Source organism: Enterobacter cloacae complex sp. IR5458, assembly GCF_049238025.1.
Taxonomy (GTDB): Bacteria; Pseudomonadota; Gammaproteobacteria; order Enterobacterales; family Enterobacteriaceae; genus Enterobacter; species Enterobacter kobei.
Genome location: NZ_JBMKIF010000053.1, coordinates 1 through 17,866, shown reverse-complemented (window position 1 = coordinate 17,866; position 17,866 = coordinate 1). Strand labels below are relative to the sequence as shown.

Here is a 17,866-nt window from a genome sequence, read left to right as displayed (position 1 = left end):
AGAATGAAGATTCCGACGTTACTAACTGAGTGTTGTATCTAATCGTGGGGGCAGGTCAATGGTTCTATATCATTTTCGTCGGACATTAATTTTATAGGATTAGCTTTTATTGGGGTACCATTCAAAGTTATCACAAAACCCTTTTGTATTATGAATGACAATGAATGCTTTATTTGATCATATAGATCAGTCAAATAACTTTCCTCAGAAAATTTTTGAGATATATTCGAATGAAGATTAGTTATGGTTATTGTTGTGCCACCTGTAATATCATTAACAAAATCATTTTCTTTGATTGGTATTGTCCATGCATCGCTTGATATCCACTCTGGTGTAATATCTACTTCGAATGCACCTTCCGGATGATTTGAATTAATTTTACATTTAGTACCCATTTTGAATATTGCTCGTTTCATACCAATACCATATACACCTACGGTCCCCTCATCTTCATCAGCCTCACGATGTGGTCGCCCCATCCTAAAAGCGTAATCGCGATCAGATTTAGCAATCCCGCCGCAGTTATCAGTGATAGAAAAACTGTCTTGTGTAATAACTAAATCCGCCTTGAACCCTGCATATGGGGTGTCATTTTTTTTTGTATTACTAGTCCTCAATGCACCATCAACACAGTTATCAAGAAGGTCAAGTATAGCGTCATTCAATTCAATATCACGTGTGAGCATACTCACAAAAAATCTTTTTGAGGGCTGGAAATCGGCAGTCAAATCTTGATTTATGTGATTCAATGAAGTCATAGCTATTCCTTTCAAATTTTTTGATATTAACTTTCAACTAATTATTAAGCTATATGGATATTTATACAGCCTATAGTTTTAATTCAAACAATTTTGCAGAGCATCACTCAAATCTTAGTCCCTACAGATATAGGCATAACATCTTAATTTTTACAAATTTTACTGCAATTCATGTTTACCATGAATGAAATTACCATTAATTAATAACTATAAGAAATTTGAATTGCTACTGCACCTTAGTTTCTTAAATGAAGAGGTAAAGTTACTACGTTTAAATAAACCTGAAAAGCCTTAAAGCATTTTAGCGTTTATGATGAACGAAACTCTTTAGCTAAGAGACCCTAAAACAACTAAATTTTTGCCCTAACAGCTATCGCATCAAAATGTAGCGATAGTGATATGAATACACCTAAACATATTGACAAGCAACATTATCATGGGCGCACAGCTTTAACATCTCCGTGTTATTAAGAATTTTCTTTCAAACACTCCTTGGATACGAAGGTTATCAAATTTGAATTATAAAATAACATCAATGATATCAGTTAGTTATTTTTAACGAGCTTGGTAAATTTTTAAAAATAAAGAGTTCGTAAAGCTAAAAAATTCCAGACACAAAAAAAGCCGCCCTTAAGCGACTTTGATTTGCATCTTTTGGTGCCGAAGGCCGGACTCGAACCGGCACGTATTTCTACGGTTGATTTTGAATCAACTGCGTCTACCGATTTCGCCACTTCGGCACTGAAGGGGATGCGGAAACGTTGTGGATTATACCTGTCGCGCGCCGCCATGCAAGCGACGACGCGCGAAACCCGCGCTAAGTGCCCAAAAAACCACCGCCCTTCGTCACTCCAGCTCAGACACCGCCAGCCGAATCACCCCTGCCGCCTTCTGCTCCGGCAGCGCCAGCACCTTCGCCCACATCTCCTGCACCATATCGCAGGAGAGCTTCTCTTTGCCCGCCGCCTTCTCCGGCATCTGAAGCAGCTGGATGTCCTCGCCGTACTTATCGGCAAGCGCCTTCATAATCGGCCGCACATCCTCGACAGCCGCCTCGCGCTCGGCCGGGGTCACGGTGTGACGGTTTTTGCCGTAGGCCGCGCGCATCATGTCGGCGTCGGCCTGCATGCGCCGCGCCATCAGGTCTTTATCCAGCATGCGCATCGGGTTCACGCCGCCCTTCACCATCGGGTAGAGGAAGCGGAAGCAGGCGTCGTCGCTCACCTTCTGGATGGCGGCGGTCTGCTCCATGTTGATGGTCATGTAGTTCACCACGTTGGCGTCCGGGGCGTTTTGCAGGCGCGACATCTGCAGATGCAGGATCTGCGGCTGGATGGTGTCGATAATCTGCTGCTCCGGCTCGCCCGCTTTTTGCAGGGCGGCCATCTGGTCGAGAATGCGCTGATGCAGCGCAGGCTCCTGCTCCTTAATCACCTGCCAGGCGGGCATCGCGTTGAGGGCAGCATCCATCTGCTGTTCCGGCGCGCGCTGCCTGTCGAAGAACACCCAGAACGCCACGGCGGCAGCCGCGACGACGACAATCACAATACGGGTCCACGTTTTATTCATCTCGCATCCTTATCCTTGCGTTATGCCGGTTTACACCGGCACGCCGCTGTGGAAGCGAAACTCGTGGTCCGGTGTCGAGATAAGTGTGGCTTCAATTTCGCCAAAATGCTGTATGCGCGGTGAGATATCGTTGTCGCTCACCTGCTGGGCCAGCGTCAGGTAGTCCTGATAATGGCGCGCTTCCGAGCGCAGCAGCGAGAGATAAAACTTCTGCAGGTCGTCCTCGAGGAACGGGGCCAGCGCGGCGAAGCGTTCGCAGGAGCGGGCTTCGATGTAGGCGCCGCAGATGAGCTTGTCGATCAGCGTCAGCGGTTCGTGGGTGCGCACGTCCTTCAGCATCCCTTTGGCGTAGCGGCTGGCGGTGATTTTGACGTACGGAATGTCGCGGGCCAGCATCGCCTCGCGCACCTGCCAGAAGTGGTGCAGCTCCTCTTTAATCAGCAGCACCATGCTGTCGATGAGCGCCTGGCCCCACGGGTCGTCGGTTTTGGGCATCACGCTTTTGCCAATCTGCCTGTGCAGGGCGATGAAGTCCGGCTCCGGGCCGTCGCGGAAGGTGAACAGTTCGTAGGGTTTGAGCCAGTCGAGCAGCGCGTCGGCACCGCTTTCGTCGGCGACGTATTTACGAACCAGTAATAGCGCGGTCTGGGCGGCCTTGAGCTCGCACACCATGTGGTCGGTGAGCAGCAGCGGCAGATTTGCCGGGTCGCGGGCTTTATCAATCCATGCTTGCGGGGTCGGGCACGGGAGGAAGTTGAGTACGGGGGCGAGTATCTGCGGGTAATCCATGGTTCTGCCTTGAAAAAGCGGTGACGCGCGCCACCGCCTGAAACGCTTAGTGACGCACGCCGTCGTCGTCTTCGTCGACGTAATCTTCGTCGTCGCCTTCTTCGCCGTCTTCACCGTTCGGATCTTCGAAGTAGGTTCCCCAGCCGTCGTATTCCACCTCAAACTTCTCGGCCAGGTTCATCAGCTGTTCTACCTGCGCGTCAATCAGCTCCGCCTTCAGCGCGCCTTCGCTCAGGATGTCGCAGCAGATGACGGTGTCGCCCTCTTCCACTTCCAGCTCTTCCGGCTCGGTCACTTCGTAACCCAGCTTGAAGGCTTCCACCGCCATTTTTTCCAGCGCGTCGAAATCATCCGCAGAGAAATGGTGCTCGATGGTGTACAGCGCGTCCGGATCGCTACCGTCTTCCAGCAGCTCTTCAATAATCAGACGCGTCTCTTCGCGTTGCTCTTCCAGGTGTTCCGGGTTTGCCATGGCTCAATCCTCTTTAAAGTGCGGCAGATACTTCTATTTTCACACACGGACGGGTTTGCCTCCACCTTTGTAAGAAAGAATTGTGAAACGGGGTTGCAAATGAATAATTACACATATAAAGTGAATTTTAATTCAATAAGTGGCGTTCGCCAGGCGAGGATAAAATGTCCGATTTGTACAAGAAACACTTTCTGAAATTGCTCGACTTTACCCCTGCACAGTTCACTTCTCTGCTGACTCTTGCCGCACAGCTCAAAGCCGATAAAAAAAAGGGCAAGGAAGTACAAAAGCTTACTGGTAAAAACATCGCGCTCATCTTCGAAAAAGACTCGACCCGTACACGATGCTCTTTCGAAGTTGCCGCATTTGACCAGGGCGCACGCGTCACTTATTTAGGGCCGAGCGGCAGCCAGATTGGGCATAAAGAGTCAATTAAGGACACCGCACGGGTGCTCGGGCGGATGTACGACGGCATTCAGTATCGCGGCCACGGCCAGGACGTGGTCGAAACGCTGGCGCAATATGCGGGCGTGCCGGTGTGGAACGGCCTGACCAACGAGTTTCACCCGACGCAGCTGCTGGCGGACCTGCTGACCATGCAGGAGCACCTGCCGGGCAAAGCGTTTAACGAGATGACGCTGGTCTACGCGGGCGATGCGCGCAACAACATGGGCAACTCGATGCTGGAAGCGGCGGCGCTGACCGGGCTGGATCTACGTCTGGTGGCCCCGAAAGCCTGCTGGCCGGAAGAGAGCCTGGTAGCGGAGTGCAGCGCGCTGGCAGAGAAGCACGGCGGCAAAATCACCCTGACGGAAGACGTGGCGGCCGGCGTGAAGGGCGCGGACTTTATCTATACCGACGTATGGGTGTCGATGGGCGAAGCCAAAGAGAAGTGGGCGGAGCGGATTGCGCTGCTGCGCGGGTATCAGGTGAACGCGCAGATGATGGCGCTGACCGGCAACCCGAATGTCAAGTTCCTGCACTGTCTGCCGGCGTTCCATGACGACCAGACCACGCTCGGCAAGCAGATGGCGAAGGAGTTCGATCTGCACGGCGGGATGGAGGTGACGGACGAGGTGTTTGAGTCGGCGGCGAGCATCGTGTTCGACCAGGCAGAAAACCGGATGCATACGATTAAGGCGGTGATGGTGGCGACGCTTGGGGAGTGATCCTCTCTCCCACATTTTTATTCGGTGCGCTCTTCTTGCCGGGTGACGCTGCGCTTACCCGGCCTACAAAACCCGTAGGCCCGTGCAAGCGAAGCGCCGCCGGGCAAATCAGGCCTGCTCAATTGATTTTTCACCCCAAAAAAGGTACGTTTTCGCCTTAATTCCAGCGTGGACATGCCAGCATTATGCCGATTATTCAGTCTGTTGAACGTGCGTTGCAGATCCTCGACCTGTTCAACGAGCAGGCCACCGAGCTTAAGATCACCGACATCAGCAAACTGATGGGGCTGAGCAAAAGTACCCTCCATTCGCTGCTGAAAACCCTGCAGCTTCACGGCTATATCGATCAGAACCCGGAGAACGGTAAATATCGCCTCGGCATGAAGCTGGTCGAGCGCGGCCATTTCGTCGTGGGCTCAATGGATATTCGTCAGAAGGCAAAAGGCTGGCTGACGGATCTTTCCCGGCGGACCGGGCAGACCACCCATCTGGGGATCCTGGACGGGCGTGAAGGGGTCTATATCGAGAAGATTGAAGGCAAGCTGGCCGCCATCGCCTATTCGCGCATTGGCCGTCGCCTGCCGGTTCATGCCACCGCCATCGGCAAGGTGTTGATTGCCTGGCTGGGCGAGGCCGAGCTGAACGCCCTGCTGGAGGGCTATCAGTACACTACCTTTACCCCTTCCACTCTTGCCACCCGCGAAGCGTTGGTGGATGCGCTGAAAAAAACCCGCGAACAAGGCTACGCCCTGGACAGCGAAGAGAACGAGCAGGGCGTGCGCTGCGTGGCGGTGCCGGTGTGGAACCACGAGTCACGCGTGATTGCCGCCCTGAGCCTGTCGACGCTGACCTCGCGCGTGGACGACGCCGAGCTGGCTAATTTCCGCGAGCAGCTTCAGCAGGCCGGGCTCCAGCTCTCACGCGCGCTGGGCTACCCGGCCTGAGCCGCTACAGCGGCTCGTAGGTGAAGTAGTCGAAATCCGCGTGGCAGCCGTCACCGCTGATGTCCTCGCAGTGCAGCCCCACAAATGCGCCGGTGAAGAAGCCGCGCCCGCCGATGTAGTCGTCTGACAGTTTCCACGCCTCATAGGTTACCGGCACGGTGTGCCACGTCTCGCCGTCGAACGAGTAGCTGTAGCGATAGACCAGCGTATCCACATCGACGCGCAGCCAGACGCTCTGCGCACTCTCCGGCACCGGAATCGGCTGCTCGTGCAGCGGCCATGACGGCACGTTGTGGTCGAGCTGGATCACCTTGATCGTTCTCCCCTGCCCCTCCTCGTAGTCCACAAAGCAGTAGCTCCAGTTTTTGCTGTTGTAGTAGCAGGTCAGCCCCGCGCTCTGCTGGAAGTGGACCGGCGAGAACTGCATCCGCGTCTCCGCCCGGAAGGTGAAGTGCTGCCAGCGGCGCGCCACGGTCGACTGGGTGAAGGTCGAGTTAAGCGAGTCGTTGCCGTAGAGCCGTAAATAGCCGGGGCGCGCGGTGAGCGAGCCGAGGGTGTCGTCGAACAGAATGCGCAGGGTTTGCAGCTCCGGGTCAAGCGAACTGGCGTCAAAATCGTCCCGCCAGGTGGCCTGAGCGGCCGCAGGTTGCTCCGCCATATGCGGGCCGGGCACGGTCAGCTGCGCGTGCTTACCACCTTCGACATACGGCCAACCGTCGCGCCACTCAATACGGGCGATGCCGGTCTCGCGCCCCAGCGGGCAGTAGCCGCGCCCGCCGGAGGCCAGCAGCGGCACGCCGGGCAGGCGCAGCGGGCGACTGGTGAGGTAGGCCATATACCATTCCCCCGTGTGGGTCTGCAGCAGCGAACCGTGGCCGCTCTTCTGCAGCGGGTTCTCCGGCAGGTGCCAGCTGGTCATCATCGTCACCTCCGGGTGTAGCTCGTACGACCCGTCGATCGTTTTTGAACGCAGCACCACGACGGCGTGTTCATAGCTGGTGCCGCCTTCGGCAACCATCAGGTAGTACCATCCTGCGTGGCGATACAGGTGTGCGCCTTCGGTGTAGCAGAGCGGCGTGCCGGTAAACAGCGTTTTGCGCTCGGGCGAGAGGGTGCCGGTCTGCGGGTCAAACTCCTGCATCACGATGGTGTTGTGCGGGTTGCTATGATGGCGCGGCCCCCACGGGCGGTAGAGGTAGTATTTGCGGCAATCGTCGTCGTGGAACAGGGACGGATCGAACCCGCCGTTGCCCATCGGGATCGGCTCGCTCCATGGCCCTTCGATGGACGGCGCGGTGACGAGGTAGTTGCGGCCGTTTTTCCACGGCGAGTCGACGATTTTCACGTCGGTATAGAGCAGCCAGAATTTGCCGTCGGCATAGCTCAGGCACGGCGCCCAGATGCCGCCGGAGTCCGGGTTGCCCTTCATGTCCAGCATCGACACGCGGTCCAGCGGGGTGCTGACCAGCGACCAGTTTTTCAGGTCGCGGGAGTGGTAGATGCGCACGCCCGGGAACCACTCGAAGGTCGAGGTGGCGATGTAGTAGTCCTCGCCCTGGCGGCACAGGGACGGGTCCGGGTTGAAGCCGGTGAGTATCGGGTTAGTGATTTCCATAGTGCCTCCGGTTAATGGGATGCGGCTGTCGCGGCGTCGGGAACGGCTTCACCCTGGGCCGCGCGGTGCTTGATCAGCTGCTGGCTGATGGCCTCCACGCGGGCGTCGGTGAGCTTATAGAACGACAGCATGATGAACATGCCCGCGTAGAGCACTACCGGCACCACGCAGAACAGAATTTTGATGGTGGTCAGCACCTCAACCGGCTGCACGCTGCTGCTGGCGGAGTAGTTCACGTATGCCAGGATCCAGCCCACCACCGCCCCGCCAATCGCCAGGCCAATCTTCAGGCTGAACAGGTAGGTGGAGAACACCAGCCCGTCGAGGCGGCGCCCGCTGCGGCTCTCCTCGTAATCCACCACGTCAGAGGCCATGAGCCACTGGAGCGGCGTGGTGGTGTTAAAGACGAACAGGAACAGAATGTTGAGGGCGAAAATCAGGGCGATATGCTCCGCCGGGGTGACGAAAATCAGCAGGCTGATCAGCGAGTAGGCGACGATGATCCACTTGAAGGCGGTGACGCGGTCAAAGCGGCCCAGCAGGCGGGAGGAGCAGAGCGAGCCGAACATGGTGGCGAGGCTGCCATAGAGTAAAAACTGGGTCGCCAGCTCCGGGTGATCCATCACGTATTTGACGAAGTAGAGGGTCGCCCCGCCGCGCACCACGTTGGAACAGGTCGCCATCATCTTAAAGGCACACATAATGCGCCACTGGCCGTTGCCGAACAGTAGCCTGAGATCTTTTGCCACCGACGAGCCCGGCTGCACCTCAAAGGTGTAACGCTCTTTGGTGGTAAAGAAGCAGACGTAGAGCAGCACCACGCCGCTCAGCCCCAGCACGCACATGGCGCCGAAATAGCCCACCTGCTCGTCCCCTTTGCCGATGATGCTCACCAGCGGCAGGGCAATGCCGCTGATGGCGAGCGAACCCGCCGCCGCCAGGAAGAAACGCCAGGATTGCAGGGCGTGACGCTCTTTCGGGTCAGCAGTGATGACGCCCGGCATGGCACAGTACGGCACGTTAACGAAGGTGTAGACCAGAGTCAGGAGAATGTAGGTCACGCAGGCGTAGATGATTTTGCCCTGCGCCGAGAAGTCCGGCGTGTAGAAGGTCAGCACGCAGACGATGCCGAACGGGATCGCGCCCCACAGCAGGAACGGGCGGAACTGGCCGTGCCGCGTGCGGGTACGGTCAACCAGCAGCCCCATCAGCGGGTCGGTGACGGCGTCGAGCACGCGGGAGACCAAAAACAGCGTGCCCATAATGCCCGCCGACAGGCCGAAGACGTCGGTATAGAAATAGGCCAGCAGAAACATCGTGGCCTGCCAGACGAAGCCGCAGGCGGTGTCACCCAGCCCGTAGCCAATTTTGTCTTTCATGGTTAATTGCGTCATCAGATTTACACCCTTATGTCGTGTGATGAATAACAACATCGTGTTAATGGAGTGTAATGAGCTGTTCAATTAACCAGCAATGGTCATATCTTATTTCTGAATTATGTTATTTTGCTTTTGTGACGCCAACGATATATCGCAACTGATTGTTTAAATTAATAAATTACAGAAACGGGAAAGCCGTCCGCGGAATATTTTCCGCAGACGTTTTTCCTGGAAATAATTAAATGCCGAGCGCTTTTTTACCGGCGTTAATTACCTCAATAATTTTATCGGTGTCATAAATACAGCCTTTCCAGGTGCCGCCACTCACCGACTGCAATGCTGCCCATAGCCGGGTATCGTCCGGCAAAAAGTCGTGGGCGTGCAGGTCCGGATGCGTCTGCCGCCGTGCCAGCGCGCGCGCGCCCTCTTCCGGCGTCAGCGGGGTGTCCGCCGTGCCGATAAAGTTCACGCTGCCCGTCAGGGTCATACGATCCACGGCAATCTCAATGATGTCGTTATCGCGCAATTTGCCGATCGGCCCGCCCGCCAGCGCCTCCGGCGACACGTGCCCGAAGCATGCGCCCGTCGACACGCCCGAGAAGCGCGCATCGGTAATCAGCGACACCGTCTTGCCCCACGAAATATGCTTCAGCGCGGAGGTGAGCTGGTAGGTCTCTTCCATGCCAGTGCCGGACGGTCCGCCGCCGATCACCACCATGATATCGCCCTGCTGAATCTCTTCCCGCTTGATGGCCTTAATCGCCTGCGCTTCTGAGACAAACACCCGCGCCCGACCGGTGTGGCGGTAAACGCCATCGTCACCGACCACCGACGGGTCGATCGCCGTGGCCTTGATCACCGATCCTTCCGGCGCAATGTTGCCCGTCGGGAAGCAGACCGTTGAGGTCAGCCCTTTCGCCTTTGCCTTCTCGGGCGGCAGGATCACGTCATCCGGATCGACGCCGTCCTGCTCGCGCAGGCACTGACGGAAGCGCGCCCGACGTTCCGAGGCCTGCCACCAGTCGAGGTTCTCTCCCATCGTCTGGCCGGTCACGGTCATGGCATCCAGATGCAGCAGGCCGAGATCGCGCAGGTGAAGCATCACCTCCGGCACGCCGCCTGCCAGGAACGCGCGCACGGTCGGATGATAGTCCGGACCGTTGGGCAGGACGCTCACCAGGCGCGGAACTTTACGGTTGATGCGCGTCCAGTGCGCGACGTCAGGAAGGGTGCAGCCCGCCGCGTGGGCGATAGCCGGTATGTGCAGCAGTAAATTGGTGGAGCCGCCGAACGCCGCGTGGAGCACCATGGCGTTTTCGATGGCCTTATCGGTGAGGATATCGCGCGTGGTGATGCCGCGGTTATCCAGCTCGCTCACCGCCCGCGCCGACTGGCGGGCGATCTCCAGCCACACCGCCTGCCCGGACGGTGCCAGCGCGGAGTGCGGCAGTGCCAGACCCAGCGCTTCCGCAACCACCTGAGAGGTGCCCGCCGTGCCGAGAAACTGACACCCGCCGCCCGGCGACGCGCAGGCGCGACAGCCCAGCTCGGCGGCCTCCTGCAACGACAGCTCGTGGTTGGCAAAGCGCGCGCCAATGGTCTGCACCTTGCCCGCATCTTCACCCACGGTCGGCGGCAGCGTCGCGCCGCCCGGCACCAGAATGGTCGGCAGATCGTGCATGGCGGCCAGCGCGATCATGGTCGCAGGCAGCCCTTTATCGCAGGTTGCCACGCCGATCACCGCCCGGCGCGTCGGCAGGGAGCGGATCAGACGACGAAACACGATTGCCGCGTCGTTGCGGTACGGCAGGGAGTCGAACATGCCGTGCGTGCCCTGAGAGCGCCCGTCGCACGGGTCGCTGACGAAGGCCGCGAACGGGATCCCACCGTTGCGGGTGATCTCCTTCGCTGCCGCCTGCATCTGCATGCCAATTTCCCAGTGCCCGGTGTGGTAGCCCAGCGCAACCGGGCGTCCGTCCCCGGCGCGGATGCCGCCCTGGGTACCGATGATCAGCACCTCTTTGCCGGTCAGCCTGTTGGCGTCCCAGCCCATCCCGGCGTTTTGCGTCATGCCAAACAGGTTGCCGCTGGGGGATTCCATCAGCATCTGCGGGGTCAGCGGCAGCGCGCCCTGCGGCCCCGCCGCGTGGGTGATCACCGCATAAAACGCATCATCCTGTGAGGTGAAAATTTTCTCGATGGTCATGGTTATCTTCCGGCTCAGCAGAGCTTGAGCTGTTGCAGCAGGGATTTCAGCTGCGCCTTGCGCGGCTCGTCCAGCGGTGAAGCGGGCGGCAGCACGTGCGTGGAGATCGGGCGACCGCAAAGTACAATCGCCTCTTTAATGACGTTCACGAACGGCGTATCCAGCTGATACAGCTGCGGGATTTGCAGCAAGGTCTGATGATACTCAGCCGCTTTCGCCACATCCTTATCGCGCCAGGCTTTCAGAAGATTTACCGACACCTGCGGCGCAAAGTTGCCGCTCGCCGAGATCGCTCCGTCGCCGCCGAGCAGCAGGGTATTGAACAGATGATCGTCGTAGCCACACAGCACGGTGAAGTGCGGGTGGGCCGCTTTGACGGTGTGGATCATGCTGCGCAGATGGGCAACGGAGTCGATGGTGTCTTTAATGCCTACGATGTTGCTGCGCGAGTCGGCGAGGGTTTTCACCAGCGCTGGCGTGAGATCCTGCCCGGTCAGCGCCGGGAAGTTATAGAGCATCACCGGCAGCGTGACGCTGTCGGCCACCTGTTCGAAATAGCGAATCAGGTTCGCTTCCGAGACTTTCCAGTAGTAGGGGTTGATGACCACGATGCCGTCCGCGCCCGCCTGCTGCGCGTGCTGGCTCAGTTCAATGGTTTCCCGGGCGTTGGTGCCGCCGGTGCCGATCAGAACCGGCACGCGACGATCGACATGATCGATAGCAAATCGGGCAATGGTTTTACGCTCTTCGGCGTTGAGCTGGGAGAATTCGCCGCCGCTGCCGAGGAAGAACAGGCCATCAACGCCTGCGGCGATCAGATCGTCGATCAGCGCGGCGGTGCCCTGCTTATCGAGCTGGCCATCGGCGGTAAAAATGGTGGAGACAGGGGGAATGATTCCCGTAAACAACACAGGCTGCGGCATGAGATCTCCTTGCTGAATCATTTTGTTCTACATTATAGAACAGTGTTCATTAATTTAACGATCATACTATGACGCAGAAAAAGCGCAGGTAAATGAGAGATGAGGAGGGAGTGCGGGAAATTTAAGCTGGATCACAGATTAAAGGGTGCGGTCTGTTGCCCTCACCCTAACCCTCTCCCACAGGGAGAGGGGACTTTTACTCCCTACCGGGGTTAATGGAGTTATTCAATCAGCATTTTCACCACGACTTTTCGCACCCTGGCAGGCGCCCCCACCGCGCACAGCGGCTTATGGACTTCGCCAGGCCAGAACACCACAAAATCCCCTTCGCTCAGCACCACGGTTTTCTCCTGCTCGCCTTCCGGCAGGAACGCGATGTCTTTGTCCGCCAGCCAGTCGGTATCCGGCGTACCGTGCGGCAGGGTGCTGAAGGTCATCCCTTCCTGACCCTTCATCACGATCTGGATGTCCAGATAGCGCGCATGAAACTCGGCGCGGCGTTCAGCAAACGGCTGAGTCATGTCTTCCGAGACCAGATAAAACAGAGTGTTGCCATCGATATCATGCTTGCCGGGCGGCGTGGCGTCGGTGACGTGGCGCTTTATATAGTCAATGGCCTGGCGCAGTTCGTCAGGCAGCCAGGGCTGGAGATGGTGGATGTTGCCGATGATCATGAGAAAACCCTCAATGTAAAACGACGTTTCATTTTTGTCTTTTATACGAGAGTTCGCGCTGCCATACCAGTCCTTTTTCTGTGACCTTTGCGCGAGCGCATGTTTATCGGGAAAGGTGTTAATTCACTGTTAATCACACACAGGCAATTATGCAGCGGTTATGCATAACCTCATTTCGCGCGCGCGATAGCGCCAACATAACCTCCTGAATCGAAAGCGTAAATCACAAAACCTGCTGCCGTATCACATTTTATCACTTTAATAATTTCCTTTATAAACTCATAATTATTTATGGATTTTCCTTAAGTCAAAAATAGTTAACTGCCATTATTGCATAGCTATTCCCGCCACCAAATTTTAACCATTAAAATCAATGATATAACTAATTATTTCGAAACATTAAACTCTACAAAATAATAACAAATACAAATATTGCCACCGAATGCTGCTTAGCTATTCACGTGCCAATAATATGAAATTAATCATTATCTGATGCGAATCATGCAAATGAAAACAAACACCTTAATATCCATTTTCGCGTGAACTGCATCACAATAATGATTATTTAACCGCCTAGTATGAACCACGAAATCAATTGAGCTTAGCCGCCATGAAATTAAACACATCACATGGCGCATGCCCTTTTTATTCTGAAAAACAGTTAAAGGAATAATTATGGAAAAGCATTACGTCGGTTCTGAAATTGGTCAATTGCGTAGCGTTATGCTGCACCGCCCAAATTTAAGTCTGAAACGTTTAACGCCATCGAATTGTCAGGAACTGCTTTTCGATGATGTGCTCTCGGTTGAACGGGCGGGCGAAGAGCATGATATCTTCGCAAACACGCTGCGCGAGCAGGGTGTGGAAGTCCTGCTGTTAACCGACCTCCTGACACAAACGCTTGATATTACAGAAGCGAAAGCCTGGCTGCTGGAGACGCAAATCTCGGACTATCGCCTCGGACCTACCTTTGCGGGCGACGTGCGCGGCTGGCTGGCGGACATGCCGCACCGTGAACTGGCGCGCAGATTAAGCGGCGGATTAACCTACGGCGAAATTCCGGCGGCCATCAAAAATATGGTGGTAGATACCCACACGGCCAATGACTTTATTATGAAGCCGCTGCCGAACCATTTATTTACCCGCGACACTTCCTGCTGGATTTATAACGGCGTGTCCATTAACCCGATGGCTAAACCCGCCCGTCAGCGTGAAACCAATAACCTTCGGGCAATATATCGCTGGCATCCGGCATTTGCCGACGGCGATTTTATTAAGTATTTCGGCGACGAAAATATTAATTACGACCACGCTACCCTGGAAGGCGGCGACGTATTAGTGATTGGTCGCGGGGCGGTATTGATCGGCATGTCCGAACGCACGACGCCGCAGGGCGTGGAGTTCCTCGCCAACAGCCTGTTCAAACACCGCCAGGCCGAGCGCGTGATCGCCGTTGAGCTGCCAAAACATCGCTCCTGCATGCACCTCGACACCGTGATGACCCACATCGACGTGGACACTTTCTCCGTCTACCCGGAAGTGGTGCGCAAAGACGCCCAGTGCTGGACGCTCACCCCGGACGGGCGCGGCGGTCTGCAACGTACCCAGGAAACCGACCTGCTGCACGCCATTGAGAAAGCGCTCGGCATTAATCAGGTGCGCCTGATCACCACCGGCGGCGACGCCTTTGAAGCCGAACGCGAACAGTGGAACGACGCCAACAACGTTCTGACCATCCGCCCCGGCGTGGTGATTGGCTACGAGCGCAACGTCTGGACTAACGAGAAGTACGACAAAGCCGGCATCACCGTGCTGCCCATCCCGGGCGATGAGCTGGGCCGCGGCCGCGGCGGCGCACGCTGCATGAGCTGCCCACTGGAACGCGACGGAATTTAAAGGAGCCATCATGGAACGAAAACCCACTCTGGTTGTGGCCCTTGGCGGCAACGCGCTGCTGAAGCGCGGCGAGCCGCTGGAAGCAGAGATCCAGCGCCAGAACATTGAGCAGGCCGCCCGCACCATCGCCGGGCTCACGGCGCAGTGGCGCGTGGTGCTGGTTCACGGCAACGGTCCACAGGTCGGGCTGCTGGCGCTGCAGAACAGCGCCTACGACAAAGTGACCCCTTACCCACTGGACGTTCTTGGTGCCGAAAGCCAGGGGATGATCGGCTACATGCTCCAGCAGGCGCTGAAAAACAGCCTGCCGCAGCGTGAGGTGAGCGTCCTGCTCACGCAGGTGGAAGTGGACGCCGCCGACCCGGCGTTCAGCAACCCGACCAAATACATCGGCCCGGTGTACAGCGAAGCCCAGGCAAAAACGCTGGCCGCGGAAAAAGGCTGGGTGTTTAAGGCCGACGGCAGCTACTTCCGTCGCGTGGTGCCGTCACCGCAGCCGAAACGCATCGTCGAGAGCGACGCCATCACGGCGCTGATCCAGCGCGACCACCTGGTGATCTGCAACGGGGGCGGCGGCGTGCCGGTGGTGGAAAACGCCAACGGCTATCACGGCATTGAGGCGGTGATCGACAAAGACCTCTCCGCCGCCCTGCTGGCGCGCCAGATTGAGGCCGACGCCCTGCTGATCCTCACCGATGCCGACGCGGTGTACCTCGACTGGGGAAAACCGACCCAGCGCCCGCTGGCGCAGGTGACGCCAGAACTGCTCAGAGGCATGCAGTTTGACGCCGGATCGATGGGGCCGAAAGTGGCCGCCTGCCGCGAGTTTGTTGAAGCCTGCAACGGCATTGCCGGAATCGGCGCGCTGGCCGATGGGGCAGAGATTCTGGCGGGCGAGAAAGGCACGTTGATTCGTAACTGAATATACATTTAAAAAGGATTTCCCATATGACCATCAACCTGAAAAACCGCAACTTCCTGAAACTGCTGGACTACACCCCGGCGGAGATCCAGTACCTGATCGACCTCGCCATCGAGCTAAAAGCGGCCAAAAAAGCCGGACGCGAAAAGCAAACCCTGGTCGGCAAAAACATCGCCCTGATCTTTGAAAAAACCTCCACCCGCACCCGCTGCGCCTTCGAAGTGGGCGCGTTTGACCAGGGTGCGCAGGTGACCTACCTCGGCCCAAGCGGGTCGCAGATCGGCCATAAAGAGTCGATGAAAGACACCGCCCGCGTGTTGGGGCGTATGTATGACGGTATCGAATACCGCGGCTACGGCCAGGCGATTGTTGAAGAGCTGGGTGAATACGCGGGCGTACCGGTGTGGAACGGCCTGACCGACGAATTCCATCCGACGCAGATCCTCGCCGATCTGATGACCATGCTGGAGCACGCCCCGGGCAAAACCCTGCCGGAGCTGAGCTTTGCTTATCTCGGCGACGCACGCAACAACATGGGCAACTCCCTGATGGTCGGCGCGGCCAAAATGGGGATGGACATCCGCCTGGTGGCACCGAAATCCTTCTGGCCGGAAGCGGGTCTGGTTGAGCAGTGCCGTGCCATCGCGAAAGAAACGGGCGCGCGCATCACCCTGACCGACGACGTGGAAGAAGGCGTGCGCGGGACGGATTTCCTCTACACCGACGTGTGGGTCTCCATGGGCGAGCCGAAAGAGGCGTGGGCCGAACGCGTCAGCCTGATGAAGCCGTATCAAATCAACGCGGACGTCATGAAAGCCACCGGCAACCCGAACGTCAAGTTCATGCACTGCCTGCCGGCGTTTCACAACGAGCACACCAAAGTGGGCCGCGAAATCGAAATGGCCTATGGCCTGAAAGGGCTGGAGGTGACGGAAGAGGTCTTCGAATCCCCGAACTCTATCGTCTTTGATGAAGCAGAAAACCGCATGCATACCATTAAAGCGGTCATGGTGGCGACACTCGGCGACTAATCACCGCCCGGCGCGCCGCGGTGTGCGCCGGGTTTCAGGAGAACATCATGGGCAAGTTCAAATTTCCCTCCGCATACACCATTCTCTTTTTTCTGATTGCCGTCGTTGCCGTCCTGACGTGGATTGTTCCGGCCGGGCAGTATCACATGGCCATGAACGAGGCGCTCGGCAAGGACGTGCCGGTTGCCGGAACCTATGCGCACGTAGCGGCCCATCCGCAGGGGCTGGTTTCCGTGCTGATGGCCCCGATTGCCGGGTTGTACGATCCCGAGTCCGGCCAGGCCGGGGCGATCGACGTTGCGCTATTTATACTGATCATCGGGGGATTCCTCGGGATCGTCACCAAAACCGGGGCCATTGACGCCGGGATCGAACGCGTCACCACCCGGTTGCGCGGTCGCGAAGAGTGGATGATCCCGATCCTGATGGCGCTGTTTGCCGCAGGCGGCACCATTTACGGCATGGCCGAAGAGTCCCTGCCGTTCTATACCCTGCTGGTTCCGGTGATGCTGGCCGCACGTTTCGACCCGGTGGTAGCCGCCTCCACCGTGCTGCTCGGCGCCGGGATCGGCACGCTTGGCTCCACCATTAACCCGTTCGCGACGGTGATCGCCGCCAACGCCGCCGGGATCCCCTTCACCAACGGTATCGCCCTGCGCGTCGCGCTGCTGGTCATCGGGTGGATCATCTGTGTGGCGTGGGTGATGCGCTATGCCCGTAAAGTGCGCAAGGATCCCTCTCTCTCCATCGTTGCGGACAAACAGGAGGAGAACCTCGCCCACTTCCTCGGCAACAAGGGCGAACAGTCGCTGGAATTCACCCCGGTGCGCAAACTCATCCTGGTGATTTTCGCCCTTGCCTTCGCGGTCATGATCTACGGCGTGGCGGTGCTCGGCTGGTGGATGGCGGAGATCTCAGCGGTGTTTCTCGCCAGTGCAATAATTGTCGGCCTGATCGCCCGCATGAGCGAAGAGGAACTGACCTCAACCTTTATCAACGGCGCGCGAGATTTGCTGGGCGTCGCGCTGATTATCGGTATCGCGCGCGGTATCGTAGTGATCATGGATAAGGGCATGATTACCCACACCATTTTGCACAGCGCCGAGGGAATGGTTACCGGCTTATCGACGGTAGCGTTCATCAACGTGATGTACTGGCTGGAGGTGGTGCTGTCGTTTCTTGTGCCTTCTTCGTCCGGCCTGGCCGTTCTGACGATGCCGATCATGGCGCCTCTTGCCGATTTCGCTAACGTCAACCGCGACCTGGTGGTTACGGCTTACCAGTCGGCGTCCGGTATCGTTAACCTGATCACTCCCACCTCTGCCGTCGTAATGGGCGGGCTGGCTATCGCCCGCGTGCCTTACGTGCGCTATCTGAAATGGGTCGCGCCGCTGCTGGGGATTTTAACGGTGGTGATTATGGTGGCGTTAAGTCTGGGGGCGTTGTTGTAATTTGCCGGATGGCGCTGCGGTATGAACCGGAAACATGGGTAACACTTTAGACCGGATACATGGGTAAC

At 57.2% G+C, this 17,866-nt stretch carries 16 protein-coding genes and 1 tRNA gene; 7 read left to right on the top strand and 10 right to left on the bottom strand.

Annotation, left to right across the window (positions count from 1 at the left end; genetic code table 11):
- Positions 1-38: 38 nt before the first annotated feature.
- The 5 genes from ACOTYN_RS24135 to rraB all read right to left on the bottom strand — a co-directional run bounded on the left by ACOTYN_RS24135 (position 39) and on the right by rraB (position 3,588).
- A complete protein-coding gene (locus ACOTYN_RS24135) occupies positions 39-758 on the bottom strand; it encodes an ATP-binding protein (RefSeq protein ID WP_407211417.1) in 720 nt (239 codons plus the stop codon).
- A gap of 655 nt (positions 759-1,413) precedes the next feature.
- Positions 1,414-1,498, bottom strand: a tRNA-Leu gene (locus tag ACOTYN_RS24130).
- A 106-nt stretch (positions 1,499-1,604) separates the two neighbouring features.
- Positions 1,605-2,327: a topoisomerase II gene (locus ACOTYN_RS24125; protein ID WP_196361695.1), complete on the bottom strand. Its 723-nt coding sequence runs from the start codon at positions 2,325-2,327 to the stop codon at positions 1,605-1,607.
- Positions 2,328-2,357: 30 nt separating this feature from the next.
- Positions 2,358-3,116: a tRNA isopentenyl-2-thiomethyl-A-37 hydroxylase MiaE gene (miaE, locus tag ACOTYN_RS24120; protein WP_332959400.1), complete on the bottom strand. Its 759-nt coding sequence runs from the start codon at positions 3,114-3,116 to the stop codon at positions 2,358-2,360.
- 46 nt (positions 3,117-3,162) lie between these two features.
- Entirely contained in the window at positions 3,163-3,588 is a 426-nt protein-coding gene (gene rraB, locus ACOTYN_RS24115; RefSeq protein ID WP_014882320.1) for a ribonuclease E inhibitor RraB, read from the bottom strand.
- 99 nt (positions 3,589-3,687) lie between these two features.
- Between rraB and argL the strand changes: the two genes are divergently transcribed.
- The 3 genes from argL to xynR all read left to right on the top strand — a co-directional run bounded on the left by argL (position 3,688) and on the right by xynR (position 5,701).
- Entirely contained in the window at positions 3,688-3,783 is a 96-nt protein-coding gene (gene argL / locus ACOTYN_RS24110) for a putative translational regulatory protein ArgL (RefSeq protein WP_213014371.1), read from the top strand.
- Complete coding sequence (argF, locus tag ACOTYN_RS24105; RefSeq protein ID WP_023331910.1) at positions 3,753-4,757, top strand: ornithine carbamoyltransferase; 1,005 nt, start codon at positions 3,753-3,755, stop codon at positions 4,755-4,757. Before argL ends, argF (ACOTYN_RS24105) begins: the two co-directional genes overlap by 31 nt.
- 185 nt (positions 4,758-4,942) lie before the next feature.
- Positions 4,943-5,701 carry a DNA-binding transcriptional repressor XynR gene (gene xynR / locus ACOTYN_RS24100; protein ID WP_014882318.1) on the top strand — a complete coding sequence of 253 codons (759 nt, stop codon included), beginning with the start codon at positions 4,943-4,945 and terminating at the stop codon, positions 5,699-5,701.
- Positions 5,702-5,705: 4 nt separating this feature from the next.
- Here the strand turns inward: xynR and ACOTYN_RS24095 are convergent, their stop codons facing one another.
- The 5 genes from ACOTYN_RS24095 to ACOTYN_RS24075 form a co-directional block, all read right to left on the bottom strand.
- The gene (locus ACOTYN_RS24095; RefSeq protein WP_332959397.1) at positions 5,706-7,316 is read right to left on the bottom strand and encodes a glycoside hydrolase family 43 protein; all 1,611 of its coding nucleotides are present in this window, start codon (positions 7,314-7,316) and stop codon (positions 5,706-5,708) included.
- Between the two features lie 11 nt (positions 7,317-7,327).
- Positions 7,328-8,710: an MFS transporter gene (locus ACOTYN_RS24090; RefSeq protein ID WP_014882316.1), complete on the bottom strand. Its 1,383-nt coding sequence runs from the start codon at positions 8,708-8,710 to the stop codon at positions 7,328-7,330.
- A 223-nt stretch (positions 8,711-8,933) separates the two neighbouring features.
- Positions 8,934-10,901, bottom strand: a complete 1,968-nt coding sequence (yagF, locus tag ACOTYN_RS24085) for a xylonate dehydratase YagF (RefSeq protein ID WP_332959394.1) — start codon at positions 10,899-10,901, stop codon at positions 8,934-8,936.
- A 14-nt stretch (positions 10,902-10,915) separates the two neighbouring features.
- Entirely contained in the window at positions 10,916-11,824 is a 909-nt protein-coding gene (yagE, locus tag ACOTYN_RS24080; protein WP_014882314.1) for a 2-keto-3-deoxygluconate aldolase, read from the bottom strand.
- Between the two features lie 221 nt (positions 11,825-12,045).
- Positions 12,046-12,498, bottom strand: a complete 453-nt coding sequence (locus tag ACOTYN_RS24075) for a YhcH/YjgK/YiaL family protein (RefSeq protein ID WP_023331904.1) — start codon at positions 12,496-12,498, stop codon at positions 12,046-12,048.
- 675 nt (positions 12,499-13,173) lie between these two features.
- Here ACOTYN_RS24075 and arcA point away from each other — a divergent pair.
- From arcA to ACOTYN_RS24055, 4 genes are read left to right on the top strand one after another with little or no spacing between them, the layout of a single operon-like run.
- A complete protein-coding gene (gene arcA, locus ACOTYN_RS24070; protein ID WP_014882312.1) occupies positions 13,174-14,394 on the top strand; it encodes an arginine deiminase in 1,221 nt (406 codons plus the stop codon).
- A gap of 10 nt (positions 14,395-14,404) precedes the next feature.
- A complete protein-coding gene (arcC, locus tag ACOTYN_RS24065) occupies positions 14,405-15,316 on the top strand; it encodes a carbamate kinase (RefSeq protein WP_032637623.1) in 912 nt (303 codons plus the stop codon).
- Positions 15,317-15,342: 26 nt separating this feature from the next.
- Positions 15,343-16,347, top strand: coding sequence for an ornithine carbamoyltransferase (gene argF, locus ACOTYN_RS24060; protein ID WP_023310201.1), 1,005 nt, complete (start codon positions 15,343-15,345; stop codon positions 16,345-16,347).
- A 47-nt stretch (positions 16,348-16,394) separates the two neighbouring features.
- Positions 16,395-17,798, top strand: coding sequence for a YfcC family protein (locus ACOTYN_RS24055; protein WP_332959391.1), 1,404 nt, complete (start codon positions 16,395-16,397; stop codon positions 17,796-17,798).
- Positions 17,799-17,866 lie beyond the last annotated feature (68 nt).